The 25,739-nt window shown below is 44.1% G+C and carries 22 protein-coding genes, 2 tRNA genes, 1 other RNA gene and 1 other annotated feature; of the genes, 18 read left to right on the forward strand and 7 right to left on the reverse strand.

Going from position 1 to position 25,739, the window contains the following annotated elements; genetic code table 11:
• Window positions 1–4: 4 nt before the first annotated feature.
• The 3 genes from A3KS_RS0112305 to A3KS_RS0112315 all read right to left on the reverse strand — a co-directional run bounded on the left by A3KS_RS0112305 (window position 5) and on the right by A3KS_RS0112315 (window position 3,450).
• Window positions 5–772 (reverse strand): tetratricopeptide repeat protein, encoded by a 768-nt coding sequence (locus A3KS_RS0112305; RefSeq protein ID WP_026395176.1) that lies wholly within the window; start codon window positions 770–772, stop codon window positions 5–7.
• 148 nt (window positions 773–920) lie between these two features.
• A complete protein-coding gene (locus tag A3KS_RS0112310; protein ID WP_026395177.1) occupies window positions 921–1,772 on the reverse strand; it encodes a 2-oxoacid:ferredoxin oxidoreductase subunit beta in 852 nt (283 codons plus the stop codon).
• 1 nt (window position 1,773) lies between these two features.
• Entirely contained in the window at window positions 1,774–3,450 is a 1,677-nt protein-coding gene (locus A3KS_RS0112315; protein ID WP_026395178.1) for a 2-oxoacid:acceptor oxidoreductase subunit alpha, read from the reverse strand.
• 140 nt (window positions 3,451–3,590) lie between these two features.
• Between A3KS_RS0112315 and ffs the strand changes: the two genes are divergently transcribed.
• Together ffs and A3KS_RS0112320 are read left to right on the forward strand one after the other, a co-directional pair.
• Window positions 3,591–3,856, forward strand: an RNA gene (gene ffs / locus A3KS_RS23230) — signal recognition particle sRNA large type.
• A 229-nt stretch (window positions 3,857–4,085) separates the two neighbouring features.
• The gene (locus tag A3KS_RS0112320; RefSeq protein ID WP_026395179.1) at window positions 4,086–5,225 is read left to right on the forward strand and encodes a 1-propanol dehydrogenase PduQ; all 1,140 of its coding nucleotides are present in this window, start codon (window positions 4,086–4,088) and stop codon (window positions 5,223–5,225) included.
• Window positions 5,226–5,325: 100 nt separating this feature from the next.
• Here A3KS_RS0112320 and A3KS_RS0112325 read toward each other — a convergent pair whose 3' ends face one another.
• Window positions 5,326–6,186 carry a LysR family transcriptional regulator gene (locus tag A3KS_RS0112325; protein ID WP_026395180.1) on the reverse strand — a complete coding sequence of 287 codons (861 nt, stop codon included), beginning with the start codon at window positions 6,184–6,186 and terminating at the stop codon, window positions 5,326–5,328.
• A gap of 120 nt (window positions 6,187–6,306) precedes the next feature.
• On the opposite strand from A3KS_RS0112325, the gene A3KS_RS21160 reads away from it, so the two are divergent.
• The 3 genes from A3KS_RS21160 (at window position 6,307) to A3KS_RS0112340 (ending at window position 8,176) form a co-directional block, all read left to right on the forward strand.
• Entirely contained in the window at window positions 6,307–6,780 is a 474-nt protein-coding gene (locus tag A3KS_RS21160; RefSeq protein ID WP_051355847.1) for a methyltransferase domain-containing protein, read from the forward strand.
• Between the two features lie 368 nt (window positions 6,781–7,148).
• Window positions 7,149–7,625, forward strand: coding sequence for a permease (locus tag A3KS_RS0112335; protein WP_026395181.1), 477 nt, complete (start codon window positions 7,149–7,151; stop codon window positions 7,623–7,625).
• The gene (locus A3KS_RS0112340) at window positions 7,622–8,176 is read left to right on the forward strand and encodes a permease (RefSeq protein ID WP_341349848.1); all 555 of its coding nucleotides are present in this window, start codon (window positions 7,622–7,624) and stop codon (window positions 8,174–8,176) included. The genes A3KS_RS0112335 and A3KS_RS0112340 overlap by 4 nt, the downstream gene beginning before the upstream one ends.
• A gap of 94 nt (window positions 8,177–8,270) precedes the next feature.
• Here A3KS_RS0112340 and A3KS_RS0112345 read toward each other — a convergent pair whose 3' ends face one another.
• On the reverse strand, window positions 8,271–8,576 hold the full coding sequence (locus tag A3KS_RS0112345; protein ID WP_026395183.1) for a hypothetical protein: 306 nt from the start codon (window positions 8,574–8,576) through the stop codon (window positions 8,271–8,273).
• A 220-nt stretch (window positions 8,577–8,796) separates the two neighbouring features.
• Here A3KS_RS0112345 and A3KS_RS0112350 point away from each other — a divergent pair, with 220 nt between their 5' ends.
• From A3KS_RS0112350 to amrA, 5 genes are all read left to right on the forward strand, one after another.
• The gene (locus tag A3KS_RS0112350) at window positions 8,797–10,950 is read left to right on the forward strand and encodes an ATP-dependent helicase (protein WP_026395184.1); all 2,154 of its coding nucleotides are present in this window, start codon (window positions 8,797–8,799) and stop codon (window positions 10,948–10,950) included.
• A gap of 42 nt (window positions 10,951–10,992) precedes the next feature.
• Window positions 10,993–11,245, forward strand: a binding site (T-box leader).
• A 58-nt stretch (window positions 11,246–11,303) separates the two neighbouring features.
• Window positions 11,304–12,533 carry a phenylacetate--CoA ligase family protein gene (locus A3KS_RS0112355; protein ID WP_026395185.1) on the forward strand — a complete coding sequence of 410 codons (1,230 nt, stop codon included), beginning with the start codon at window positions 11,304–11,306 and terminating at the stop codon, window positions 12,531–12,533.
• Between the two features lie 142 nt (window positions 12,534–12,675).
• Window positions 12,676–12,870, forward strand: coding sequence for a DUF6440 family protein (locus tag A3KS_RS0112360; protein ID WP_026395186.1), 195 nt, complete (start codon window positions 12,676–12,678; stop codon window positions 12,868–12,870).
• 174 nt (window positions 12,871–13,044) lie between these two features.
• Window positions 13,045–14,334 (forward strand): phosphopyruvate hydratase, encoded by a 1,290-nt coding sequence (eno, locus tag A3KS_RS0112365; protein ID WP_026395187.1) that lies wholly within the window; start codon window positions 13,045–13,047, stop codon window positions 14,332–14,334.
• A gap of 25 nt (window positions 14,335–14,359) precedes the next feature.
• A complete protein-coding gene (amrA, locus tag A3KS_RS0112370; RefSeq protein WP_026395188.1) occupies window positions 14,360–15,793 on the forward strand; it encodes an AmmeMemoRadiSam system protein A in 1,434 nt (477 codons plus the stop codon).
• Window positions 15,794–15,873: 80 nt separating this feature from the next.
• Here amrA and mutY read toward each other — a convergent pair whose 3' ends face one another.
• The gene (mutY, locus tag A3KS_RS0112375) at window positions 15,874–16,992 is read right to left on the reverse strand and encodes an A/G-specific adenine glycosylase (protein WP_026395189.1); all 1,119 of its coding nucleotides are present in this window, start codon (window positions 16,990–16,992) and stop codon (window positions 15,874–15,876) included.
• Between the two features lie 300 nt (window positions 16,993–17,292).
• Between mutY and A3KS_RS0112380 the strand changes: the two genes are divergently transcribed.
• The 8 genes from A3KS_RS0112380 (at window position 17,293) to A3KS_RS0112415 (ending at window position 23,275) form a co-directional block, all read left to right on the forward strand.
• Window positions 17,293–18,369, forward strand: coding sequence for a resuscitation-promoting factor (locus A3KS_RS0112380; RefSeq protein WP_026395190.1), 1,077 nt, complete (start codon window positions 17,293–17,295; stop codon window positions 18,367–18,369).
• A 294-nt stretch (window positions 18,370–18,663) separates the two neighbouring features.
• Window positions 18,664–19,725, forward strand: coding sequence for a branched-chain amino acid aminotransferase (locus A3KS_RS0112385; protein WP_026395191.1), 1,062 nt, complete (start codon window positions 18,664–18,666; stop codon window positions 19,723–19,725).
• A gap of 83 nt (window positions 19,726–19,808) precedes the next feature.
• Window positions 19,809–19,897 (forward strand) — tRNA-Ser (locus A3KS_RS0112390).
• 45 nt (window positions 19,898–19,942) lie between these two features.
• Window positions 19,943–20,034 (forward strand) — tRNA-Ser (locus A3KS_RS0112395).
• A 197-nt stretch (window positions 20,035–20,231) separates the two neighbouring features.
• The gene (locus tag A3KS_RS0112400) at window positions 20,232–21,128 is read left to right on the forward strand and encodes a DUF5655 domain-containing protein (RefSeq protein WP_026395192.1); all 897 of its coding nucleotides are present in this window, start codon (window positions 20,232–20,234) and stop codon (window positions 21,126–21,128) included.
• 99 nt (window positions 21,129–21,227) lie between these two features.
• Window positions 21,228–22,412, forward strand: coding sequence for a toll/interleukin-1 receptor domain-containing protein (locus A3KS_RS22675; protein ID WP_051355849.1), 1,185 nt, complete (start codon window positions 21,228–21,230; stop codon window positions 22,410–22,412).
• A gap of 115 nt (window positions 22,413–22,527) precedes the next feature.
• Window positions 22,528–22,719 carry a hypothetical protein gene (locus A3KS_RS0112410; RefSeq protein ID WP_026395193.1) on the forward strand — a complete coding sequence of 64 codons (192 nt, stop codon included), beginning with the start codon at window positions 22,528–22,530 and terminating at the stop codon, window positions 22,717–22,719.
• A 79-nt stretch (window positions 22,720–22,798) separates the two neighbouring features.
• Window positions 22,799–23,275, forward strand: a complete 477-nt coding sequence (locus tag A3KS_RS0112415) for a hypothetical protein (protein ID WP_026395194.1) — start codon at window positions 22,799–22,801, stop codon at window positions 23,273–23,275.
• A 569-nt stretch (window positions 23,276–23,844) separates the two neighbouring features.
• Here A3KS_RS0112415 and A3KS_RS21170 read toward each other — a convergent pair.
• Window positions 23,845–25,593: an IS1182 family transposase gene (locus A3KS_RS21170; protein ID WP_035356185.1), complete on the reverse strand. Its 1,749-nt coding sequence runs from the start codon at window positions 25,591–25,593 to the stop codon at window positions 23,845–23,847.
• Window positions 25,594–25,739: the final 146 nt, after the last annotated feature.

The following is a 25,739-nucleotide window of genomic DNA, read 5'->3' on the forward strand; positions in this document are numbered from 1 at the left end:
CTGATTAAGGATTATTCAACGGATTATGATGTCCCAGGTCGGCGTGATGACCTGAAGCTTCAGCATCCAGCTGTAGGCGCAAAATACCCAGATCCTCATGAACCCGGACCAGGGTAAGACCGGCATAGGCATCGCCGTTCCGGGTTAACTGATAGCAGCCTAATTCGGCTTTGTGAAGCCAGGCCAGGGCCTCCAATAAATCTTGGGGGACGCCCTGGCCCAGCAACAAACAATGGCCGATACGGTAAGCAATATTGGGATACTCCGGGCTGCTTGTGGCGGTGACCTGTTCAGCCTCGTTGAACCAAAAAAAGGCAATCGCCGGGTCTTTTGCCACAAAGTTACCATTATAATACATATCGCCAAGTTTATACATGCCGTTGTGATGACCCATTTGGGCGGCTCTGGCAAAATAATAATAGGCTGTTTCATAATCGACGGGGATATCCCGGCCATAATAATGGCAATAACCCAGATAATTGATAGCCAGCGGATTGTTTTGTGCAGCGGCTTTTTCAAACCAGTGTTTAGCCTGTTTAAAATTCTGGGGCAGATTAACCCCTTCATAGTACAGACAACCCAGGGTTGCCATGGCGTGATCATGCCCCTGTTCAGCCAATTGGTAATAATAGTCCTTAACCCGTTGAAATACTTCCGGGGATAGATCCTGTTTGTTGGTTTTATAATAATAGAAATCAGCCAATTCCAGAATGGCGTTTTGATCGCCATTCTGGGCGAGAAAGTGCAATAAGTCAAGTTTATTATTGTTCATGAATCATCCTTTTGCTTAAATGTTTTAATCATTATATCACAACTGAAAATAAAGAAATTAAAAGGCTGAATTTTAAGTTTTTTTAAAGATTTTTGATCAAAATGTCAATAAGCGATTATGCCGCTTCTGGAATAAGACTGGAATCCTATTAAATATAGCTGTTGATTAAGGCTTGGACATCGCTTAGACGTACTGATTTATCGATCAGAGGAACAGCATCAAATAGTTCAGGACGCTTATCGGCGTAGGTTGGTGCCTGTTCCTGATAGAGGATACCAATCGGGATGGTGTCGCCGAATTCCATGGCTTTTTCGATGGCGGCCAGTTTATTGGTGGGGTCATAGCGATCATCCAGGGGTTTAACCCGCTGTTTGTAATAAGCAAAGGTGTTGGTTTTGTTAAAACTGACACAGGGCTGGAGGATATCTACCAGGGCGTAGCCCGGATGCTTAATGGCCGCAGCCATGATCTGAGCGAGATGGCTTTTGTCACCAGAAAAGGAGCGGGCCACAAAGGTGGCACCAGCGGCAATGGCAATCAGAAGCGGATTAAAAGTGGCCCCCATATTACAGGTATTGGTTTTATGGGCCAGGTCGCAGGGATCAGAGGTAGGAGAGGGCTGGCCTTTGGTCAGTCCATAGATCTGGTTATCATGGACAAAATGGGTGATATCCACATTGCGGCGAATATTATGAAGAAAGTGATTGCCTCCTTCGCCGTAAGAATCGCCGTCGCCACTATTGACAATTACCGTCAGATCATTGTTGGCAATTTTAATGGCAACCGCAGCCGGCAGGGAACGGCCATGAAGACCGCTGAAGCCATTGGCGGTGATGTATTGGTTTGTTTTGGCGGCCTGACCAATGCCGCCGACCAGAACAACTTGATGGGGTGGTGTTTCCATCTGGTTCAAAACCCCGGTGAGGGTTTCGAGAATGGCGTAATTGCCGCAACCAGGGCACCAGGCCGTTTCATAGGTAGTGAATGTTGAGTTACTCATGTTAGAAACCTCCCTTGAGATTTTTGATGCCGGTGAGAATATCATCTACGGATAATTGCCGGCCGTCATACTTCAGAATGCTATGTTCGCAGCTGATCAGAGCTTCTTCGCGAAGCAGCGCAGCCAGTTGGCCGGTGGCATTTTGCTCGACGTTGATTATTTCCATCACCTGGGCGGCAAAATGCTGGAGCTGTTGAGTGGGCAGGGGATAGATATCTCCGAAAAGCAGGGCACCGTAATTTTTTTCGGTCTGGTTGAGGATGTCAACGGCTTCTTTGATGGCACCGCTGGTGGAACCAAAACCAACCAGTAAGGACTGGCATTGATCAGCTCCCCAGAACTCCGGTTCAATCAGTTCCGCTTTCAAGCCTTCCAGCTTGTTCATTCGTTTTTTCACCATCTGATTGCGGATGGTGGCAGATTCAGTAATCTGGCCCCATTCATCATGCTCATCACTGTCGACCCGCACCAGCGCTTCGGATTTGCCGGGGGTGCGCAGCGGCGAGATGCCATTTTCGGTGAGGGCATAACGACTGTAGCGCTGATCTGGGGTCAAATCCGTAACTTCCGGTTCACTGAAGCGGACAATTTCACTGGCATCAAGCATCGGGATGGTGGTGGTCGAATCAGCCAGATATTGATCACTTAAGAGGATTACCGGGAGCTGATATTTTTTAGCCAGGGCCAGGCTCCGGGCGGTCTGGTAGAAACAATCGGCGTGATCCCGCAGGGCAATAACCATCCGCGGGAATTCCCCCTGGGATGCCGAAATGACAAATTTCAGATCACTTTGTTCAGTCCGGGTAGGAAAGCCGGTGGCTGGTCCGGGGCGCTGGACGTCCACTGCCACCAGCGGAATTTCGGCAATACCGGTAAAGCCCAGGGCTTCGACCATCAGTGAAAAGCCGCCGCCGGAGGTGCCGGTCATCGCGGTGGCTCCGGCATAGGAAGCCCCAATGGCCATATTGATGGCGGCAATTTCGTCTTCGGCCTGTTCCACGGCAATGGCCATGGTGCTGCTGTGGGTACTAAAAAAGTCCAGCAGGGTAGTCGATGGAGACATCGGGTAAGCCGAATAAAAACGGATTCCGGCCGCGACTGCCCCCAAACCGATGGCGGTATTACCCGACACCAGCAGATGGTCTGAAGTTTGCACCGGCTTAAAGCCGAACCGCGGTTCGGTTAGATCAAAACCCCGATGGAGGGCACTTAAGTTGATCTCGACCAGATCTTTCCGAAGGTTGGCTTTGAGAATGTCGGTGGCGTGCGCCAGGGAAAAACCGAAAATTTTAAGTAGTGCTCCAATGGCCACACTGCTGATCACCTTGGGGTTTCCAAGTTCTTTAGCGACGTCCTTGAGGGGGAGCTTAAGAACCCGGGGATCATCAATGGCCAGGGCCTGGTCGCATAGAATAAAACCATCAGCCGATAACTGAGAGTAGTGTTCCCGATAGGTCGTTTCGTCGATGGCAAAAATACCATCGAGGTTATCCCGGTGGGCATGAAGGGGTTGATTAGCAAATCGGATCTGGGTAAAATTATGGCCACCCCGGACCCGGGACATAAAATCACGGATTGTAAAAAGATGACAACCCGATTGTTTCAGCATTTTTTCTAGAAGACCTGACATTGTTTCAATGCCATCTCCGGCGGCTCCGCCTAAAAGTATGTTATACAAACTGAACCCTCCTAATCAAATATAATCGCCAAAGATAAACTTGGCATAATTAATACTTACCCAATTATTGCAAGTTTCATCTTTCTTAAAGAAATTATTTTTTCTTGTCAATTATAAATTAATAGGCTATAATAACAGGGTCGTGCTAGACGGAGAGTTAGCGGTGCTTTGTAACCTGCAATCCGCTGTAGCAGGGTTGAATTCCCCATCGAGGCGCCAAGGTTTGAGGTCTGCCAGAGGAAAGTGGCGTTGAGAGTTGGACCCTTCGCAATAGAAACTTATGAACCCCGTCAGGTCAGGAATGAAGCAGCGGTAAGTAAGACCTTCTATGTGCCGGAGGATCATCTGATTTGAGCTAACTGCCTGTGTAACGCTTGGAAGTTGGTAGTCGAAATGGGGTGCACGACAAAAAAGTCTATTGAATGTCAAACAGAGTTTGGTATTCAATAGACTTTTTGCATTGGTGTAAAATCATGATACTTAATGGTCATCATGGAATAAAAATTAGGGATAATCTATATTTTAACAAGGATTCTTGCTATAATGAAAAAAGTTCAATCATTATCCAAGTCGGATTCCGCTGTGGCGGAAAGAAGCATTAAGAAAGTTAAAATTTAGAATGTGAGGAAAAACCCATGCGATTTTTTCAAGTGAAGCCAGCAATTTATTATGGGGAAGGTTCCCTGAAACAAATTGAGAAACATAATTTCAAAAATGTCTGTATTGCCACTGACCAGGGGATGGTCAAGTTTGGTTTATTAAAAAAATTAACCGACGAACTTGATGCCAAAGGCATTACCTACCACGTTTTTGCTGATATTGAGTCCGATCCGTCCACCGAAATTGTGGAAAAAGGGTTGATGCATATTATAATGAACAAGCCGGATGCCCTGATTGCCATCGGTGGTGGTTCGGTTATTGATGCGGCCAAGGCGATAATTTTTTATTGCGTTAACTTCAAACGGATCTTTTTTGAAGACCGCTATGTTCATAAACCAATGTTTATCGCCATTCCGACCACTGCCGGAACCGGCTCCGAGGTCACCGAATACGCCGTTATCACCGATAAACAGAAAAATACCAAGATTCCTTTAACCGATATCCTGATGATGCCGGATGAAGCGATCCTTGATCCCCAACTGATTGAAAGCGTCCCGGCCGGCGCGACAGCGGCCACCGGAATGGATGTCATGACCCATGCCATTGAAGCCTTTATTTCCACCCAGAACAATCCTTTTGCCCGGTGTTATGCCAATAAAGCCGTGGAACTGGTCTTCCGCAGTCTGTACCCCAGTTATGTGAATGGCTCGGATCTGGAAGCCAAAGGCAGCATGCAGATTGCCTCCTGTATGGCCGGGATCGCCTTTAACAGCGCCGGTCTGGGAATCACCCACAGTATTGCCCATGCCTTCGGCGCGATGTTCCATCTGCCCCACGGACTGGCCAATGCCATTGTCTTGCCTTATGTGATCCGTTTTAACGGTCAGGACGAAAAGGTGCAGCATCAATATGCCCGGTTGTTAAGCGGTTCTGGCATCTTAAACGTCTCCGGCAACGCCACCGAAACTCTGTATAACAGCGTGGTCGCCCTCAGTGCGTCATTAAATATCCCCGTTTCGCTAAAGGCTTTCGGGGTTTCCGAAGCCGATTATCTGGGTGCCCGGGAAGAAATGCTGGACAAGGCCATGGCCGATATCTGCACCACCACCAATCCGGTAGAAGTGACTCGTGAGAAGCTTAAAGGCGTTATGGATCAGGCCTACTACGGCGTCTAAATAAACAGTGGCAAATTAAGAACTACGAATTACACCCGGTTGAAGACCATAAAAAGTCTTCAACCGGGTGTTCTTTTGTTTACAGCTATTCGATAACCGGTTAGGCTTCAATTAAGGGGATAATTTTGGTCAAAACAAAGGGATCGTCATATTTATAGGTGTAATAGCTTTTGATGGTGGGTGTGTTAAAATCCAATAACGGAATTGAGATTAGCGAGTGATCCTCGAGATATTGGGAGATCAGACTTTTGGGTAAAAAACTGTAACCGGTGCCGTCTAATAAAAAGGGAATCAGTTTACTGCTGTTATCAATTTCGAATTTAAATTGATGATGGGGCGGGAATAATTCGCGGATGAATAGCCCAACTTTCTGAAGGGCAAAATTGCAGAAAAGATAATCAAGAGCGATCAGATCTTTCTGGGCAATGCCGCGAGCAAAAGCAGGATTGTTTTTGCTCGTCACCAGAATCAATTCATCTTCTTTAAAGGGCATACAGATATAACCGTTTTTGGTAAAAGGAATATAAGTAAAGGCGATGTCGATTAGACCGTCTTGAAGAAATGAAAGCACCTCAAAGGAATGATTGATGATGATTCTGGTGGCGGTATTTAAATCATTGGATAACACCGAATGGATAATGGGATATAGGTAATTTTCATAAATGGAATTGGTCGTGCCAAAACGAATCAGCTTGCGGCAAAAATCAGGGGCATTGATTTGTTCGATGGCAGCTTCCTCCAGTTCCAGGAGCCGTTTGGCGTAGCCTAAAAACAATTGCCCTTCGGCGGTTAGGGAAACCTGTTTTTTATCGCGTACAAACAGTTGTTTGCCAAGTGCTTTTTCCAGCTCATTGATCCGGTTGGTGACGGTAGATTGGGCCACAAAAAGCAGTTTTGCGGTTTGGGTAAAATTTTTAGTGGATGATAGCTGAATAAAGGTTTTTAAATGCTGAGTATCCATGTAAGCTCCTATGATCATAATTTCGAATTGATGAGATCAAAAAGATCTATTTCACAAATTATATAGTATCCGTTATAATAAAACAATCAATTAAAATACACTTTTGGGGAGGTCGAAAAGATGGAAGACTGGAATGTAACGCTGTATCGTCAATTTGAAAAAGAACGAGCACAACCGTCAGTAGATCTGGTAAACAGAATCGCCGGTGATTCATTTAAACGGATAATCGATATTGGCTGTGGATCGGGAATGAGTGCTCTGCCATTACGAAAACGATTCAAAGAAGCTGAAATTCTGGGTGCCGATTCGTCGCCATCAATGTTAACACAAGCAAGAGAAACCCTTAAGGATGTAACCTGGTTGGAACGTGATTGCAGCAAACCGCTGAATGATTTAGGGGAATTTGATCTGATTTTTTCAAATGCCGCCCTGCAATGGTTTGAAGATCAGGCAAAAGTGATCAGGAATTTAAGTGAAGTTCTGATGCCGACAGGAATATTGGCGGTTCAGATACCCTATTTCTCGGCCATGACCATTGCCGGATGCATTGCCGATGCTGTAAAGACCTATGATGGGGAGATTTTCAAGGATTGAATTGTGGCAAACCAATTATTTTCATATGATGAACACACATGAAGACATTTTACAATTCTGTATGAGTACGGGGCTAAGACCCTATGCAAATCGATTTGCGGAGTCGCAGAAGGCGGAATTCTATAAAAAAGTATTGCAGGAAATCAAAAAAGGGTATAATGTTCAGAAAAACGGTAAGATTTTATTTGAGTTCAAGCGGATTTTTTTCATTGGGACAAAATAGTGAAGTGATGATTACCGGATGCGAACGTTAACGATAAAAAGTGTTTTAATATAAAGATCGGTCGGGGGCTTTGCGCAATCAAGAAGTATGAACGAAAGGTTGGCGTTGCCGAAAAAAATCTACCGGAAATGAGGAAGAAGAGATGATCATGACACTAGTTTTTTATGGATTGGCCGCCATCGGATTAATTTTTTCCTTTGTGAAAAGCAAGGAAAATACCATTCTGGCATTAAAAAAGGCGTGGAAAGCCTTCGCCAATATAATGCCTCAATTTTTGGGGATTATTCTTTTAATTGGGGTCCTGCTCAGCATTTTGTCAGCACAGCAGATTTCCCAGCTGATTGGAGCGGATTCCGGCTGGGTTGGGGTTTTGATTGCCGCCGTTATCGGTTCAATTACCTTGATCCCGGGTTTTGTCGCATTCCCGTTGGCGGCCGCGCTTTTGGAAAATGGAGCCGGAACGATGCAGATTGGAGCCTTTGTATCGACCCTGATGATGGTAGGGATTGTGACCATGCCCATGGAGTTTCTTTATTTCGGTAAAAAAGCAACAATCTTAAGAAATGGGATGGGCTTTGTTTTTTCGATTTTGGTTGCGGTTGTGATGGGGGTGTTGTTATGATGAATAAGAAAAGCATCGAAATATTGAAACGCTACCGTTTCCTCAGCGTGATGATCCTCGTCACACTGATTATATTGGCAGTTAAGCCAGCTTTGGGGATAAAGATTTATGGTGCAGCGCTGGAAAATATTTTAGGGATGTTAGGAGTGTTGCCACCGATTTTTATTTTAATTGGATTATTGGATGTCTGGGTTAAAAAAGAAACGATGGTAAAATATATGGGCAAAGACTCGGGAATAGTAGGCATCCTGTTGGGCTTTTTTTTGGGATCAGCCGCAGCCGGTCCGCTCTACGGCGCTTTTCCGGTAGCCGGGGTATTTCTCAATAAGGGTAGCCGTTTGGCCAATGTATGGATTATTGTCGGGGCCTGGGCCTCGATGAAAATACCGCTATTATTATTTGAAGTATCATCCTTGGGTATCAAATTTACCCTGATACGTTTTATAATGGATGTGTTTGGGGTGCTGTTTATTGCTTTTGCCATGGAAAAAATCCTCACTGATGAGGATGAGCGTCAGATTTATGAACTGGCCCGAAAAATGAATCAATAAGTTATTATGGCATAGCGGCACAAAAAGACACCCATTCATTGGCTGAAGGGTGTCTCTTTATTTAGCAAAAAATTGCCGTAAAAGCTAAATATAATTACATAGAGGCAGCTAAGCCAAACAGCGCAACTAAAGCAACAATTGCAATGACCGCAAAGACGATGTTAATAATAATCAGCACCAGACCGATTGTTTTTCCGGTTTTAGCTTTTTTATTATCCGGATCAGCAGCCAGTTCTTTTTTGCCATAAACAAAAGCCATAATAGCAGTAACCAGACCAGCCAGACTGACAATCGATGCGATGGTACTTAGTCCAACTGTTGTTAAAATAATGTTGACACCAATGCAGATTAAAGAAATCATGCCAAAGGTGAACCCCTTCATTCCATCTTCAAAACTCATAATGATACTCCTTCCCTATTTCAAAATTGTTTCTGAGTTGATTATACCCGAAAAGAACTTGGGTAAACGACTAATTTATTAGAAAAATCAAAATTTAACAAATTTTAACAGTTGGGAAACTACTCTACGGGGAGGTTTTTCAGCGACCTGACCAGGACCTTGTGATAGTCAGATCGCCGACAGACTGGATTAAAAAACATTTTTCGGCTATAATGAAGCCATGAAAAATTTTGAGACATTTAAACAATCTTATCAAATAAAACTGAATCCCCAGCAGGAACAGGCGGTGGTTCGGACCCGGGGCCAAAGTCTGCTGCTGGCGGTGCCGGGCAGCGGCAAAACCACGGTGATCATCTGCCGGATTGCCTATCTGCTGAGGGTCGAGCGCATCGATCCGGGGGCGATCCTGACCCTGACTTTCAGCCGCATGGGGGCCCGGGATCTGAAAGCCCGTTACAGCAAAATGTTTGGCGAATCCCAGGCGGAAACCCTCCACTTCAGCACCATCCACAGTTTTGCTCTGGGGGTAATCCGATACTATGAACGGAGTTACCGGCGCCGCGCTCATTCCGTGCTGGCCAACACCACTCCGGTGATCCGGGAGCTGTACCGACAACTGTTTCAGGAGCATCCCGGAGAAATTGAGTTGGCGGAAATCTGTCAGCGGATTGGTTTCTGCAAAAACATGATGCTGACCGAGGCGGAAATAAAATTGCTGCCAAGTCTGGAGGTTGATTTCCTGCAAATCTATGAAGCTTACGAAAACCATAAACTCAAAGAACAGTTGATGGATTTTGATGATATCTTGAAATATGCCTGGGGTCTCCTGAAAAAATATCCCGAGATGCTGGCCTTTTTTCAGAACAAATATCCCTATATTCATTTGGATGAAGCCCAGGATACTTCAAAGATTCAGTTCAAAATCATTGAGTTGTTAACCGGGGAAACTGGAAACCTGTTTATGGTCGGGGATGAGGATCAGAGTATCTACGGTTTTCGGGGGGCCTTTCCTGAATCGTTGCTGACCTTTAAAGAAACCTGGCCCCAGGGTGAGGTCCTGTTAATGGAAACCAATTACCGCAGTACCCGGCAGATTGTCGACAAGGCCAATGCCTTTATCAAGCTGAACCATGAGCGCTATCAAAAAGAAATGGTGGTGCCTGATAGTAATGCGTTTACCGGCGTGCCAATTGCCCGGGAATGGGTAGAATCCAGTGAAGCCCAATACCAGCTGATTATCGCAGCGATTCGCCGGGAAGGTAAAGAAATTGCCGTGCTCTACCGCAACAATGAGTCAGCCATTCCGCTGGTTGATCTGCTCGATGAGGCCGGGATCGCTTATCATATCAAGGAACACAATCCCCAGTTTTTTGGCCATTTTTTAATCAAGGATATTCGCCTCTTTCATCAGTTTGCCGATAATCCCGGGGATCTCGATTTATTTACCCAGGTTTACTATAAGATGGATGCGGCGATATCCCGGGATACCATTAAGCAGCTGGGTCAGCAGATGAAGTCCGGGGAAAATGCCTTTGATGCTTTGATCCGGATCAGCGGCGAACGGGCCTGGCAGGTTAAACGGCTCAAAGATCTCAAAGCCGGGTTCAAAAATCTCAAAACAGCGCCGCCCCAGAAAGGTATCGGGATGATTCTCGATGATCTGGGCTATCGGTCCTATCTGAATTTCCGGATCAGTTCCGGGCAATCCGAAGAAAATATTGAACAAAAGCTGGCAGTGCTGAAGATTCTTGGTGGTCGCGTCCCCAGTTTTTCGGCCTTTTTCGACAAACTGGAAATGCTGGCCGAAAAGCTGCAGGAACCGCAGACCAAAAAAGCGAAGATCCCCCGGGTAACCCTGTCCACCCTTCATTCCAGCAAGGGTCTGGAGTTTGAAAAGGTCTTTATCATTGATGCCACCGAAGGGCAGATCCCCAATGTTGCCAACGCCGCGGAAGATGCCAAGGCCTATGCTGAAGAAGTCCGGCTTTTTTATGTGGGGGCCACCCGGGCTAAACAGGAGCTGATTTTTCTGTGCGTCAAACACCGGGATAAGGATATCAAACCATCGCCGTTTATTTCCTATTTAATTGACGGCCTGCCCCGGAAGAAAACGCCGGTGGAAAAACCGGGGCTCCGGCACCGCGAGAGTTTTGGCCGTCAGCAGGGTAAATGGCAGGACTATCATGCCAGTGTTGCCAGCAGCGCCACCGTTGATCTGCAGGCCTATCAGCAAGGACGAGTGGTGATCCATCAGCGCTTTGGGGCGGGCACCATCCTGACCCGCAATGGCGATATAGCCTGTATCTTTTTTGAAACCGCCGGGGAAAAGAAAATGAATCTGGCCGTCTGTGTGGACAATGGTGTGATTAAATGATGGGTCTTGACAAAAATAAAAATTAGGGCTATACTCAGAAAAAACAAACCGGTGATGGTGGAGTAAAGTCAGCAGCGCATTTAAAGCGAGTCGGGGGTGGTGAGAGCCTGACAGGAAGCGGACTGGCATAATGGGCACCTGAGGGTGTGAGGAAAGGGCAAGGCCTGAGTATTTCACAACGTTTCATCAACGTTAAGGGATGGCAGATGTGATGGCATTTGCAGATAAAGTGCACAGGCAAAAATTAGCCTGTGAATAAAGGTGGTACCGTGGGTTATTTTGACTCATCCTTTTATTGTTGTAGACAATAAGGGATGGGTCTTTTTTATTTTGAAAGAAAGAGGCACAAGCCAATGGAAACATTAAAAAACTTACAAGGTCTGGTCAAGCGACTGGAAGAAAAAAGTCCTTTTTATCAGCAACGTTTTAAGGAAGCGGGGATTGTGGCGGACGATATTAAAACGATGGCGGATTTTGAGCAGCTGCCCTTCACCGATAAGGGCGATCTGCGCAATGCCTACCCCCTCGGTTTGCAGGCGGTGCCGGACAGCGAGGTGGTACGGATTCATTCTTCATCAGGAACCACCGGTCAGCCGGTGATCATTCCCTATACCGCCGGTGACGTGGCTGACTGGGCGGAAATGTTCGCCCGTTGTTATCAGTATGCCGGGATGACCGAGGAAGATCGGATCCAGATTACCCCCGGCTATGGTCTCTGGACTGCCGGCATCGGCTTTCAGGCTGGAGCCGAGAAAATGGGAGCCATGGCGATTCCGATGGGGCCGGGGAACACCCAGAAACAATTGCAGATGATGGTCGATTTAAAAGCTACGGTGCTGGCATCAACCTCATCCTATGCGCTGCTACTGGCCGAAGCGGTGGCCAACCAGAAGCTGGGCGATCAGATCCATTTAAAACGCGGCGTGATCGGATCGGAACGCTGGGGCGACAAGATGCGTAGCCGAATTGCCGAAGAACTGGGGATTGAGCTGTTTGATATTTATGGCCTCACCGAAATCTATGGTCCCGGTATATCCATCGACTGCAGTGAACATGACGGACTTCATTACTGGTCCGATTATCTGTATTTTGAAATTCTCGACCAGGAAACATTAAAACCGGTACCGATGGGGGAATATGGCGAACTGGTGATTACGACTTTCCGGAAGGAGGGGGCACCGTTGTTGCGCTATCGGACCCATGATATCACCCGCTTTATTCCCGGTCCTTGTGCCTGTGGCTCCGTCCATCCCCGCCATGACCGGATCATTGGCCGCACTGACGACATGGTAAAGGTCAAGGGCGTTAATATTTATCCCGGTCAGATCGATGAGCTTTTAAAAACCGTGGATGGAGTCAGCAGTGAATATCTGGTCACGGTGGATCATCAGGACGGCAAAGACTGTGTTTTCCTGGCTTTTGAAATTCTCAACGGGGTGGATAAACAGGATATTGAGACCGCGGTGAAACGGCAGTTTAAATCCCGGGTGGGTTTGAGCGTTATTCCCATGGCCGGCCCGATTGGATCGCTGCCCCGTTCCGAGAAAAAAAGCGTTCGGATCATCGATCGCCGCTTCAGTTGAGTTTGCATCATTGGAAATGTCTGACCATCAGGCATTTGAAAAAAGCAGCATTTAAAAAATTTACCGGGAAAAATTGATTTTTTATCTGGGATTGGTTATAATGAAATCGGCCACCTTGATTTAAGAGGAGAAAAGGATAAAAATGAAAACAAAAAAGCAAAAGAAAAACCGATTTAAAATCGTCCTCAACGAACCCACCGGAGAGACTTCCGGGTGTAAAGTCATTGAAGATACTGAAACGGGAATCAACTATTTATACCATTTTGATGAATTTGGCGGCGGACTCACTGTACTGATTGATGAAGAAGGTGAACCCTTAATTGCCCCTGAAAAATAAAATAGCACCAGGCCCTGGAAGAGATTTTCTTTTTCAGGGCTTTTGTATGTAATTTATTCCTGGCAAAAGTTTATTTGCGGAAATTAGGTGTATAAACAAGAATAGGGGTACTGTGAGCTTCGCTGTCGATCAGTTTTGCAAGTGCCGGAGAAACAATAAAAAATGGAGGAAAAAATGAATACTTATATTGAAGATATTTTTGCCCGAGAAATACTGGATTCCCGCGGGAACCCGACTATTGAAGTGGATGTTATTTTAGAAGATGGTACCATGGGCCGCAGCATTGTCCCTTCCGGGGCCTCTACCGGCGCTTTTGAAGCGGTGGAACTGCGAGACCAGGACTGTAGCCGTTATCAGGGCAAAGGGGTGTTAAAGGCCGTGGACAGCGTCGCCTATGCCCAGGAGTTTCTGGTGGGGATGGATGCTTCGGATCAGATTGCCATTGATGGGGTGCTGATTTCGCTGGATGGTACCGAAAACAAAAGCAAGCTGGGCGCCAATGCGATTTTGGGGATTTCAATGGCAACGGCTCATGCGGCGGCAAAATCATTGGGGATGCCCTTTTATAAATATCTCGGTGGTGTCAATGCCAAACTGCTGCCAACCCCGATGATGAATATTTTAAACGGTGGCGAACATGCCGATAACAACGTCGATATTCAGGAATTTCTGATCATGCCGGTGGGCGCCCGGGATTTCCGGGAAGCCGTGCGGATGGGCTCGGAAATCTTCCACCAGCTGAAAAAAGTACTGGGCGAACAAGGAATGGCCACCTCGGTGGGGGATGAAGGCGGCTTTGCCCCGAATCTGAAATCCAATGAGGAAGCGCTGCAGCTGATTGTTACGGCGATTGAAGGGGCGGGTTATATTCCCGGCGAAGATGTCCAGCTGGCCATGGACGTGGCAGCTTCGGAAATGTATAATGAAGAAACTAAAAAGTATTTTCTGGCCGGCGAAGGGGTAGAAAAAACTGCCGCCGAAATGATCGAGTTTTATGAAATGTTGATTGAAAAATATCCGATCATTTCGATCGAGGACGGTCTCGATGAAGAGGATTGGGATGGCTGGAAAATCATGACCGAGCGGTTGGGTAAAAAGGTCCAGCTGGTAGGGGATGATATCTTTGTCACCAATACCCAAAGGCTGAAACGAGGCATTGATACCGGCGTGGCCAATTCAATTCTGGTCAAGGTCAATCAGATTGGCACCCTGACGGAAACCCTGGACACCATTGAAATGGCCAAACGGGCTGGCTATACCGTCGTGGTCTCCCACCGTTCCGGTGAAACCGAGGATGTCACCATTGCCGATCTGGTGGTGGCGGTCAATGCCGGACAGATTAAAACCGGGGCGCCATCGCGCACCGACCGGGTGGCTAAATACAATCAGCTGATGCGGATTGAAGAACAGCTGGGACTGCTGGGTGACTACGCCGGGAAAGATGCGTTTTATAACATTAAATAGAAAACAGAAATAAGGAAGTGAGACTATGTACTTAAAAGGATTGGGCATCGCCTGCCATCCGCCGGTTTTGATACCGGAGGTTGGGGAAGGCCGAGAAAATGAAGCGGAAAAAACGATTCGGGGATTACGGGATCTGGCCCTGAAGGTGGCCGAAATCAAGCCGGAAGTGATTGTCTGCATTACGCCCCACGGCAACGTCTTCCGGGACGGGGTAGCGGTGGTTTATGAAAACCAGATGAAGGGTGATCTGCGAAATTTTGGACATCCCGAAATAACGATGGAAAAAGATTGCGACATGGGGCTTCTGGATGAGCTGAATATGGGCTTTGGAAAAAATAATTGTCACACCATTTTCTTGAATCATAAAATCGCCAAAGAATATAAAATCAGCCTCGACCTCGATCATGGGGTGCTGGTGCCCCTTTATTTTATCGAAAAATACTATCGCACCTACAAAATCGTTCATATTACCATCGGCGAGCTGAGCCTGATTGAACTTTATAAAATGGGGAAGGTGATCCGGGAAGCCATTGAAGCCCGGGGCAAAGAAGCGATGATTCTGGCTTCGGCTGATCTTTCCCATTGTCTCAAGGATGAAGGGCCTTATGCTTTTAATCCGATGGGACCGCTGTTTGATGAAAATATTGTCAACGGTATTAAAGATAAGAATTACTACTCCATTTTGACCGTTCCCCACCAGGTCTACGAACCGGCTGGCCAATGCGGTTTAAAACCGATTATTATGGGATTGGGCGCCACCGACGGTCTGGATACCGAAGCCACGGTCTTTTCCTATGAAGGCCCTTTTGGGGTGGGGTACATGTCAGCTTTCATCGATTTGACTGATCAGAAAATTCCCAGCCTGCTGGATCGCTATGAAGCCGATAAAATGCTTTCCTATAAAGAAAGGCGTTCCAACGAAAGTCCCTTTGTGGCTCTGGCCCGGGCCACCATCAATACCTGGGTGCAACGGGGCCGGAAGCTGAATTTTGATCATTACAAAAATCAGGTTGACATCGAAGCCGATGTGCTGGGCGAACTGGAAAACAATCAGGCCGGAGTTTTTGTCTCCCTCCATCAGCATGGCGAATTGCGTGGCTGTATTGGTACCACCGGACCAGTGACCGAAAATATCGCCCAGGAGATCATCCGCAATGCCATTGAGGCGTCAACCTATGATCCCCGCTTTATGCCGGTGGAAGAACAGGAACTGATGGATCTGGAAATCAAGGTCGATGTGCTGGGCGTCGCGGAACCGGTCAATAGTATCGCTGAACTGGATGCGAAGAAATACGGGGTCATTGTCGAGAAGGACCTCCACCGCGGTCTGTTGCTACCTGATCTGGAGGGGGTCAATACCCCGGAAGAACAGATTGCCATCGCCAAAAGAAAAGCTGGCATCCCCGAAAGCGACAGCGATGTGATGCTGCAGCGCTTCCAGGTGATCCGGCATCAGTAAGCGTTAAAAGCTGCTATTAAATAATATCAAAACTGCAGATCCGATCATAAGGTTATCGTTGTTCGATGTTTAGCAGTTGCCTAATCAGCATTCTTGAGCAGTGCTAAAAGCTTGGAAAAGGCGACCGGCAGAGCCAGGTCATCAATCTGGGGCAGGGCTTTAAAGGCCGTTTGATGATCAGATTGTGGTGCCCCCAGGGCGGAGATAAAATACGGGTGGGACGCTGTTTCGCTGACCATGCTGTCCAGATTAAAACGATAGACCGACATCTCCCAGATGATATGGGAGAAAACGTGGCGGCTAGTGCCAATAAAAATAGGTTCATTAAGCTCGGGGAAATTTTCTCCGAGCTTTTTTTTGATATCCTGGCCGTTACCGACCGTGGTTTCGACAATCGGAAAGGACCACATCCCTGATAACAGACCGGCATCAGGCCGGCGTACAAAAAACAGGCAGCCGTTTTGGGTGACGATACCAACCTCCATTTTTTGGGTGAGCTGCTTCGTTTTTTTCTTTTTCACCGGGAGTTGCCCGGTGGTTCCGGCAGTATGACTTTGACAGCCGCTGCGGATCGGGCAAAGCAGGCATTTGGGGCTTTGCGGGGTACAGATCAGGGCCCCCAGTTCCATCAATGCTTCATTAAAATCCCCGGCGGCTTCCGGCAGAATGCTTTCAATCCAGCGGGTCATCTGTTTTTTAGTTTTGGCATCACCGATATCAGCAAAGCTGTTGCAGAAACGGCTGATCACCCGGAGGACATTGCCATCCACCGCACTGACCGGCTCATTAAAGGCAATGCTGGCGATGGCACCGCCGGTATAGGGGCCAATCCCCGGGAGCTTGATCAGTTCGGCAAAGTTGTCCGGCATCAGGCCGTCATAGTCCGCAACAATGATGCGGGCCGCCTGATGAAGGTTGCGGGCCCGGGAATAATAACCCAATCCTTCCCAGGCTTTAATCACCTCATCAACGGGGGCCAGGGCCAGTGAAAAAACAGTGGGAAAGCTGTCTATAAATCGGTTATAAAAGGGTATTAATGTATCAATCTGGGTTTGCTGGGCCATAATTTCCGAGATCCAGATAAAATAGGGATCTCTGGTGCGGCGAAAGGGCAGATCCCGTTTGGCTTTTTCAAACCATTTGAGCAGATCAGTCTGCAATATTTCAACCAGCTGGTGATTTATTTTTGTATCAAGCATAAGGTCTCCGTTCGTTTAAAATTCATTCATTTTAAAGCACAAGATGTAGTATAAAACAGTTTCCTAAAAACTAGCTTATCCGGGTAGAATCAATAAAAAATAGCCAGGACAAGAATTTACCCCAACCCCCATTATGGCATTAGAATGGGCTAAAACATGGTTTGTAATTGGGATGGTGTCACCATTTGCACCCTCAAAAGCCACAAAAAACTTGACATGGAATGGGTAGGATGGTAAACTTGCTGTAACAAACGTGTAACTTTTATTTATGCAATTTAGACAAAATGAAAGGTATTATTTATGAATAGAGAGAGAGAAACCGGTGGTTTTCTAAAGAAATATCCCGGCGTTAAGATCGGAATCATTGCCTTGATTTTGCTTCTCGTTGTGGGTGTTTCCAGTGCTTTTACCGTTGAAAAAGAAGTTCAGGTTAACTTCGAAGGCAAGGTATACACTGCCAATGGAAAATTGCTCGAATCCCTGGAGGAAGTTCTGATCGCTAATGATCTTCCGGTCAGTGACGAATATAAATACAGTACACCGTTGACAACCTTGTTCAAGGATGTCATTGATGTAACAATTGAAGAGAAAGTTTCCGGAAAGATTCTGGTTGATGGTAAAACGATTAGCTACTTGTCCGGTGGTGCAACGGTTGGCGATGTCTTGGAAGAAAATGGGGTCAAACCCGATGAGGACGATAAGGTTGAACCGGGAAGTAACAGCCCGTTGACCGAAAAAACCGGCGATATCAAAGTAACCCGGATTTCTTATGTGGAATCAACTGGCATTAAAGATGTACCAATGAAGGCTACTATTGTGGAAAATCCCGAATTACCAGCCGGAACAAGAATTGTTGTTCAGGTCGGACAGAACGGAAAAGCCAACAAAAAAGAAAAGATCCGTTATGAAAATGGCGTCGAAGTCAGCCGGGAAGTCATCACCTGTGAAGTGATCATGCCGGCAGTGGAAGAAATTATTGAAGTAGGACCTTCGACGACGATTGTCATGCCTGAAGCCGTTGAGGTTACATCGGTTACCGGAAATGTTAATGTCGAAAAAAGTGCGACTGGCGACGGTAGTACGTCGATCAATCAGGAAAGCGGTTTTAAAGGTAGCATGGTGGTCAGTGCCACCGCGTACACCGCCACCGGCAATAACACTGCGTCCGGAACTGTGCCGCAGTCTGGCCGAACGATTGCCACTTGGGGTGGAATACCCTTTGGAACTCAAGTTTATATTCCCGCTCTCGGAGGGATCTACACCGTTGAAGACCGGGGTGGAGCCGTCGGCTATGGCATTATCGATATTTATATGGATAGTGAAGAAGCGTGTGAGGCCTGGGGCAGACAGAACATTGAAATATACTTTGTCGAGTAAAAAAAGTCAGGACGATGGGTAAAACCATCGTCTATTTTAGTTCCTGAGTTTATCAATGACAGGCCTAGCGTCGGGGTGTGCCGGCGGTGCCTTAAATCCGTGATAAAGCCGCAAAAATGACTAGATCCCAGCCAGAAAACAAAGACGACGTTTACAGAAAAAAAGGACCACCAGTGATGTATTTCGAAAAAACATTATTCCTAAAAAATACACTTGTACTTTGTATACAAAGCTTGTTATACTACCTTCATACACGAAATAGCGCTTGTTTTGCTATGGAACTCGGAGGAAGACATGGAAATTAAAATTGTTAAAACGGTAAACCCCAAGGACAAACCAGAAGAAGATTCGCTGATCTTCGGTGTGGAATTCACTGACTATATGTTTGAGATGGACTATACCGAAGGCGTTGGCTGGCATGATGCCGTTATTAAGCCTTATGGCCCCATAGAGATCATGCCGTCGGCAATGGTTCTCCATTATGCCCAGGAAGTGTTTGAAGGCTTAAAAGCCTATAAAACCCCCTCAGGTGAGGTTCAGCTGTTCAGACCCGATGAAAATTTCAAACGGATGAACCGCTCCAATGCCCGGATGTGTATTCCGCAAATTGATGAAGTGTTTTTACTGGAAGCCCTGAAAGCATTGGTTAAGATGGATGAATCCTGGATTCCCAAGTCTCCAGGCACGTCGCTTTATATCCGTCCCTTTGTTTTTGCCACCGATCCCTTTATCGGGGTTCGGGTTTCCAAACGCTACAAATTTATGATTATCATGTCTCCAGTGGGATCTTACTATAAAGGTGGGATGGTACCCAGCCGGATTTACGTCGAATCGGAATATGCCCGGACCGTCCGGGGCGGGACTGGCGAAGCCAAGTGCGGTGGTAATTATGCCGGTGGTCTGGCGGCGCAGGAAAAGGTTCACGAGATGGGCTTTGAACAGATCTTATGGCTGGACGGCGAAAAAAGACAGTATATCGAAGAAGTGGGAACCAGTAATGTGTTCTTTTTAATGGACGGTGTTTTTGTGACCCCATCGCTGGAAGGGACCATCTTAAACGGCATCACCCGAAAAAGTGTCATCGAATTATTGAAACATTGGGGCGAAACGGTAGAAGAACGTCGCATCACCATCGACGAGCTTTATGAAGCCTATCAACAGGGGAAAATTGCAGAAGCCTTTGCAACCGGCACAGCGGCCGTTATTTCGCCGATTGGCACGCTTGGGTGGAAAGATACGGAAATGACATTTAACGACGGCAAAATAGGCAAATACTCCCAAAAAATATATGATACCCTCTATGATGTCCAGACCGGCAACCTGGCAGATCCATTGAATTGGATTGTGAAATTATAAAAATAAAAATTTTCAAAATAATTTAACAAACCACTTGACAATATGAGTTTTCACTGGTAATATTAGTCTTGCATTTTGAATTACGAGAGGTACCGAAGTGGTCATAACGGGGCGGTCTTGAAAACCGTTAGGGTGCAAGCCCACGTGGGTTCGAATCCCACCCTCTCGGCCATCAAATGCCAGAGAATTGAATAAACAATTATGCATTATTACCTTTGGAGAAGTACTCAAGTGGCTATAAGAGGTGCCCCTGCTAAGGGTATAGGCCGTTAACGCGGTGCGTGGGTTCAAATCCCACCTTCTCCGCCACCATGAACTACGCATCAACATTGATGTTAGATAGAACCTGTTACGTAAAGTAGCAGGTTTTTTTACGTTTTTTTAAAGTGAGAAGAATAACTTTAATTATTTTGAATTTCTGATACAATTATTCTTAACGCTAATAAAATTGATTGTAGCTCATCAAGATGGTAATTAAAAATTGAAATACATCAAGGAGTAGTAAAATGGCTGAAATTAAATTATTCTCTGTACAAAATGGTGTTTCTGAGCTTCCTTCCACCTCTGTTACTTTAGAGAAGGAGCTTCAAATACTTATTGAAAAGAATATGCCAGCTTTCTTCGGAGTAACCTTTCTTAAAAGTGAGTTTCAAATAACGAATGGACGGATCGACAGCTTAGGAATTGACGAGAATAACTGTCCTGTTATTTTCGAATATAAGCGAAGTGTTAATGAAAATGTTATTAACCAAGGATTATTTTATCTTGACTGGCTGTTAGATCATATGGCGGATTTTAAATTACTGGTCATGGAGATTCTGGGCATAGAAAAAGCAAATGAAATTGACTGGAGTATTCCCTGCGTTATTTGTATTGCCAGCGACTTTACAAAGTTTGATGAACATGCAGTTAATCAAATGCAGAGAAATATAAAACTTGTGCGATATAAAAAATTTGGTAATGACTTAATACTATTTGAGCATCTTAATGCACCGATTGTTAAACCCATAATAGAGAACTTAGGTATCTCTTTACCTAAAAAAAGTGGAACTGATAAAACATTTTTACAACAATATGAGGGCGCCCCCCAAAAACTACAAGATATTTATGGAACCATTAAAGACTATATTTTATCATTGGGAGACGATATAACTGAAAATCAACTAAAGTTGTATGTTGCTTTCAAAAAAATAAAAAATTTTATTTGTGCTGAAATATATCAAAGCAAGATCTTGTTGCATATGAGGCTAAACCCTGATGAAATAAATCTTGAGGATGGTTTCACAAGGGATATGACAGGAATTGGTCATTTTGGTACTGGTGATTTACAGATTCTTATTAAAACAGAAGCGGATTTTGAAAAAGCAAAGATAATTATTGATAAGGCATATAATAACAATTGAAATGCAATATAAAACATTTTTTAATTTAGAGGAATAACCAGATGGGGAAAGAGAGATGTTGGTGTTTTAGATAATTGTGATATCAGCAGAAAGGGATAAATGAATAATAAGCAGGATCTTCTAGAGTTGATTGAAAAAGCAGAATACATTCCTTCATTATTCCACGGAGTAGTAGGTGGTAATGGAATTCCAACTTTTAATCAAGTATATGATGTGCTGGAATTCGAAAACTGGAAAGCAGATTTGCAGTTTCAATTACAGAAATTGCAAGAGAAATTTATTGAGGATCAGTTTTTATTGGATACATTAAATATATTAAATGATTTCTGGGAAGGTTGGAGAGATGAACAACATTTTCGTGAATTGTCTAGCAAGTTAATAATTATTAAGAAAAACATAGAAGATTATTTTCCGGAAAAGGGTTTGGAAAGGATAGAACAAAAAAAAGGAGAAAAGATGTCAATGAAACCACCCAAAATATTCATTAGTCATTCTTCAAAAGATAAAAGATACATAAAAGCTTTGCATGAATTGTTCGAAGATATTGGGCTTGGTGAAACACAGATGTTTTGCTCGTCAATACCAGAATATGGTATCCCGCTAGGTGAAGACATCTATGAGTACTTAAGAACCCAATTTGATGAATTTAACTTACATGTTATTTTTGTCCTCTCAAAGAATTATTATGAAAGTGCAGCTTGCTTAAATGAAATGGGTGCAGCTTGGATTCTTCAGAATTCATATACGACAATTCTGCTTCCTAAGTTTGAGTTTTCCAAGATAGCTGGTGCAGTTAACCCAAGAAAAATTGTTTTAAAGTTAGATAGCGATAAACATGAGGTTAAGACGAGATTAAACCAGTTACGAGAAAATATTGTAACTGAATTTGAATTGCCTCGTAATAATGATTTAAAATGGGAACGCCATCGAGATGTATTTTTAGTTGAAATCAAAAAAATTATGGAAGAAACTGATTTAGAAGTATCTAAAAGAGAAATGACCGATGATATTAACATAACACAAAAACTTTCAAAAGAGTCCATAGAACTTCTGAAGAATGCAAGTCAAGATCCCAATGGAATGATTGTAAAAGTAAAATCATTGTTGGGACTGAGCGTTCAGACGAATGGATTGAACTTTGTTGAATCAAAGGAAGCACGAGAAGAGGCTCGATGGAAATCAGCATTAGAAGAACTTTACAATGATGATTTGGTAACGGCGAATCCAAAGCATGATGTTTTCACACTGACAAAAAAAGGGTTTGAAGCGGCTGATAAGTTATGAATATTATTGATCATAGAACTACATGGTTCAGAATGATTGGTGGAATAATAATTATGTAGAGGAAAAGACTTTTTAAGATTTCCTTTTGAAGTGATTATATGGAGGTGAAAAGATTATGGCAAATAAAACGGGATCGCAACCATATATAATGTTTTGTCCAATTTGTAAAGGAGATTTAGTGAACATACCTAGAAATGAAATGAAGTCAAAAGGATATATAAGAAAAGATGGAACAGTGTCGCAGTTTACGCATACTTATGAATGTAAAGCCTATGGCAATACTTTTGAAATTAATCAGGATAGATGATGGAAATTTATAATGAACGTCCAATATTTCATAAGTAATGGAAATGCTATTGAAATGGTTATAGTAAGGAGAAATAATAATGACTAAAATAAAAATGGATAATGATATGATACCTATAGTAAACAAAATCAATTCGCTTAGTTACGATACCGTATGGTCGTGTTCAGGAACGGAAGCAGATCATCCAGATAAAGATATAACAGTGCTTAACAGTTTTATTGGGTTTTTGTGCAATAATATCTCGAACCAGCAAATGGAAAATTTGCATAATATTGCAAATGAGTGTGGGCTTTTTACAAAAATTAAACATAATTCGATTGATGGATTTGTGATGGATATATATATTCCTGTAATTGGAAAGGATGGATTCTGTGATTTGCTTAATGAACGTTTTCAAAAGAGAGTAAAGCCAAATACATGGGAAACTTATTATGAAATTAAAACCGAAAATGAAATTAAGAGACTTCATGGCGGTGTAATAGAGATTTCTGATGAGCAGAAATTAAAAATTTGGAATAATTTCTTATTACTATTGCAACCAAATGAGAATGTTTAGAGATCGTTCAAATAATTTCATCAAAAATCTTTAGTGATTAAAACATCTTTTCAGAAAAAAATTATGAATCTTATTTACATAAGAATAACAAATAAGAAATGATTTGATATAAATCACCCGACTGAAATGTTATTTTAATTTTGAAAAAAATATGGATTTAAAATAGCTTTGCTATTTTAAAACGTTGATTTTCTCTTAATATTCAAAACAAACGTCAAAAATGGCCATTTGAACCGTTTAGAAAGATTAACTTTGAAAAAGAATTAATGTCACAATTCTATCTTCTTGAATAATAAAACGGTTTCGAAGACTATTGAATTTTAAGCTTTTTCATATGTGTGTGTTTTGACTAGTAATGAGATGAGATGAGATGAAAACAAGGTTGATAAAAAATCAAAGGGGCTGTCGGGAAATGACGATTTTAGCCCCTAATTAAAAAATTTAACGAAACCCGCATGATAAAATGGGATATTCTTATCCGGAATCATGCGGGTTATTGTTTTTTGCAGAATTATTTTATTTTGAGGCAGCACAAAAAGAAAGTCCCACTTTTTNAGTTAAACTTTTTTCTAGGCGGCGTTCTGTTTCTTTTTACCAACGAATTTCTCAATCTCCCGATGGATAAAACGATGATATTTGTTAAGATTNCGTCCAAAAACGTACAGCTGAAATTCCTTTTCAACTTTTTCACGGGAGCGATAGTTGAAGCGCCTGAAGTTATTGTTTTCCTTGATATCACCAAAATGACCTTCGGTCTGAATGGAACGGATCTGTCGATTAATGATGCCTTTTTCAGAACGAATATTTTCATCCGATTGGGCTTTGAGATCCTCCCATTTCTGATTAACCTTCATCACTTTATTTTTATCCGTATCCTTTATCGGATCGTAGCGATAGAAGCAATCCGCTTTAAAACGGCATCCGCTGCAGTCGTCACANGCGTANACCTCAAATTTTCGTTCATACCCTTTTGTCATTCCGGTTTCTGTCCGGATATGGGACAGGAGCCGTCCGTCGTGGCAGCGGTAACAGCGGATACCGCCCNGCATCATCACGGACATATTGTAATGCTTCCCGATATCGTCATGCCAGGCTTTTGTTTTCATTTTTTCATGNGCCTGCAGCTTGATGTAACTGCTGATATGNTTTTCTNNNAGAAAATCAAGATTTTTTTCGCTGNTGTAGCCACTGTCTGCCGTCACTTCTTCCGGATAGCATCCGAAAGCCTTCCGGTGTCNGTCNAGAACCGGAATCAGGGTATCATAATCAGTACGATCATTGCTTATATAGCTGTGGATAATAAAGTAATTCTCCACGGCGATCTGGACATTATAAGCCGGTTTGAGCTGTCCGTTTCGCATATGGTCGTCTTTCATTCGCATGAAGGTTGCCTCGAAATCTGTTTTTGAATAGCTGTTGCGATCGACACCCATGATTTCAAAATGGTTTTTGTATTTCATCAGGCGCTCNCCGCAACTTTCAATGGCTTCGTAAAGTTTCTGAAGCCCGGATTTTCGTTGTCCCTTTGAAACGGTAAACAGAATGTCTTCACCTTTTGCAATCGTGGTCAGATTTGTCTGCAGCTTCAGCAGTTCAAGGGGTGAGCAGTTTTCAATGGTGATGATGGCCTTGTTCGGAACTTTCTTTTCCCCGTGAAGTTTACGGTTNCGGTTTTTTTCAATGACCATTTTTACCCGCTCAATGCCTTCGATCACCAGCATCTCTTCTTCGCAAAAACCATATTTGCCCCCATATCCGCCGGATTTGAGCAATGCATTATAAGACGCATAAAGTGTTTTGATCTGATCCAGAAGATTTGCCAGATGATAGTTGATGCTTCCCCGCCAGACAAAGGTATAACGGTTGGCGTTCGCTTCAATCTTTGTGCCGTCAATAAAAAGGGCTTTCAGGGANACCAATCCTTCTTTCTGCAGTCGANGCATGAACTGATAATGCAGCCCGGAAAGGATCTCNCCCGTCAGACGGTATTTTATGAACTCATAAAATACATCCCGTCCTGGTTTAAGACCACCGGTCANCCAGATGAAGGCAATATCGCGTCGACATAATTCTACGATCCGGTCAATTGCCTTAACACCCCGCATATTGGCATAAACCAGCACGGCGAACAGCATAATCGGATTGTATCCTTTTCTTCCCTGATGTGAATATTTTTCCAGCAGACTGGCATAGTTTAAGTCCTCCAAAACTTTTTTCAGGGTAAAGACGGGATCGTCGGATGGCAAACCGATCTGATACAGATTGAAATTTATTTTTTGTTGTCCTTTTTCGAAAAATTCTGTATAATATGTATTCATGTGTAGTTACATTATATTCTGTATGTGTAACGGAGGGAAGATGGTTTTTTTAGCCATCTTTTTTCTTTGCCAAAAAATCAAAAGGGAGTCTGATGTTGACCATCAAACTCCCTTTTTGGCTGAGGCTATTTCCCGACAGCCCCTTT

Origin of the sequence: Acetobacterium malicum subsp. dehalogenans DSM 11527 (assembly GCF_000472665.1) — a bacterium.
GTDB lineage: Bacteria > Bacillota > Clostridia > Eubacteriales > Eubacteriaceae > Acetobacterium > Acetobacterium malicum.

Bases quoted from the DNA above. Each gene is read 5' to 3' on its own strand.
- A3KS_RS0112305 (WP_026395176.1), bottom strand. From the start codon at position 772: ATGAACAATAATAAACTTGACTTATTGCACTTTCTCGCCCAGAATGGC.
- A3KS_RS0112310 (WP_026395177.1), bottom strand. From the start codon at position 1,772: ATGAGTAACTCAACATTCACTACCTATGAAACGGCCTGGTGCCCTGGT.
- A3KS_RS0112320 (WP_026395179.1), top strand. From the start codon at position 4,086: ATGCGATTTTTTCAAGTGAAGCCAGCAATTTATTATGGGGAAGGTTCC.
- A3KS_RS0112325 (WP_026395180.1), bottom strand. From the start codon at position 6,186: ATGGATACTCAGCATTTAAAAACCTTTATTCAGCTATCATCCACTAAA.
- A3KS_RS21160 (WP_051355847.1), top strand. From the start codon at position 6,307: ATGGAAGACTGGAATGTAACGCTGTATCGTCAATTTGAAAAAGAACGA.
- A3KS_RS0112340 (WP_341349848.1), top strand. From the start codon at position 7,622: ATGATGAATAAGAAAAGCATCGAAATATTGAAACGCTACCGTTTCCTC.
- A3KS_RS0112345 (WP_026395183.1), bottom strand. From the start codon at position 8,576: ATGAGTTTTGAAGATGGAATGAAGGGGTTCACCTTTGGCATGATTTCT.
- A3KS_RS0112350 (WP_026395184.1), top strand. From the start codon at position 8,797: ATGAAAAATTTTGAGACATTTAAACAATCTTATCAAATAAAACTGAAT.
- A3KS_RS0112355 (WP_026395185.1), top strand. From the start codon at position 11,304: ATGGAAACATTAAAAAACTTACAAGGTCTGGTCAAGCGACTGGAAGAA.
- A3KS_RS0112360 (WP_026395186.1), top strand. From the start codon at position 12,676: ATGAAAACAAAAAAGCAAAAGAAAAACCGATTTAAAATCGTCCTCAAC.
- eno (WP_026395187.1), top strand. From the start codon at position 13,045: ATGAATACTTATATTGAAGATATTTTTGCCCGAGAAATACTGGATTCC.
- amrA (WP_026395188.1), top strand. From the start codon at position 14,360: ATGTACTTAAAAGGATTGGGCATCGCCTGCCATCCGCCGGTTTTGATA.
- mutY (WP_026395189.1), bottom strand. From the start codon at position 16,992: ATGCTTGATACAAAAATAAATCACCAGCTGGTTGAAATATTGCAGACT.
- A3KS_RS0112380 (WP_026395190.1), top strand. From the start codon at position 17,293: ATGAATAGAGAGAGAGAAACCGGTGGTTTTCTAAAGAAATATCCCGGC.
- A3KS_RS0112385 (WP_026395191.1), top strand. From the start codon at position 18,664: ATGGAAATTAAAATTGTTAAAACGGTAAACCCCAAGGACAAACCAGAA.
- A3KS_RS0112400 (WP_026395192.1), top strand. From the start codon at position 20,232: ATGGCTGAAATTAAATTATTCTCTGTACAAAATGGTGTTTCTGAGCTT.
- A3KS_RS22675 (WP_051355849.1), top strand. From the start codon at position 21,228: ATGAATAATAAGCAGGATCTTCTAGAGTTGATTGAAAAAGCAGAATAC.
- A3KS_RS0112410 (WP_026395193.1), top strand. From the start codon at position 22,528: ATGGCAAATAAAACGGGATCGCAACCATATATAATGTTTTGTCCAATT.
- A3KS_RS0112415 (WP_026395194.1), top strand. From the start codon at position 22,799: ATGACTAAAATAAAAATGGATAATGATATGATACCTATAGTAAACAAA.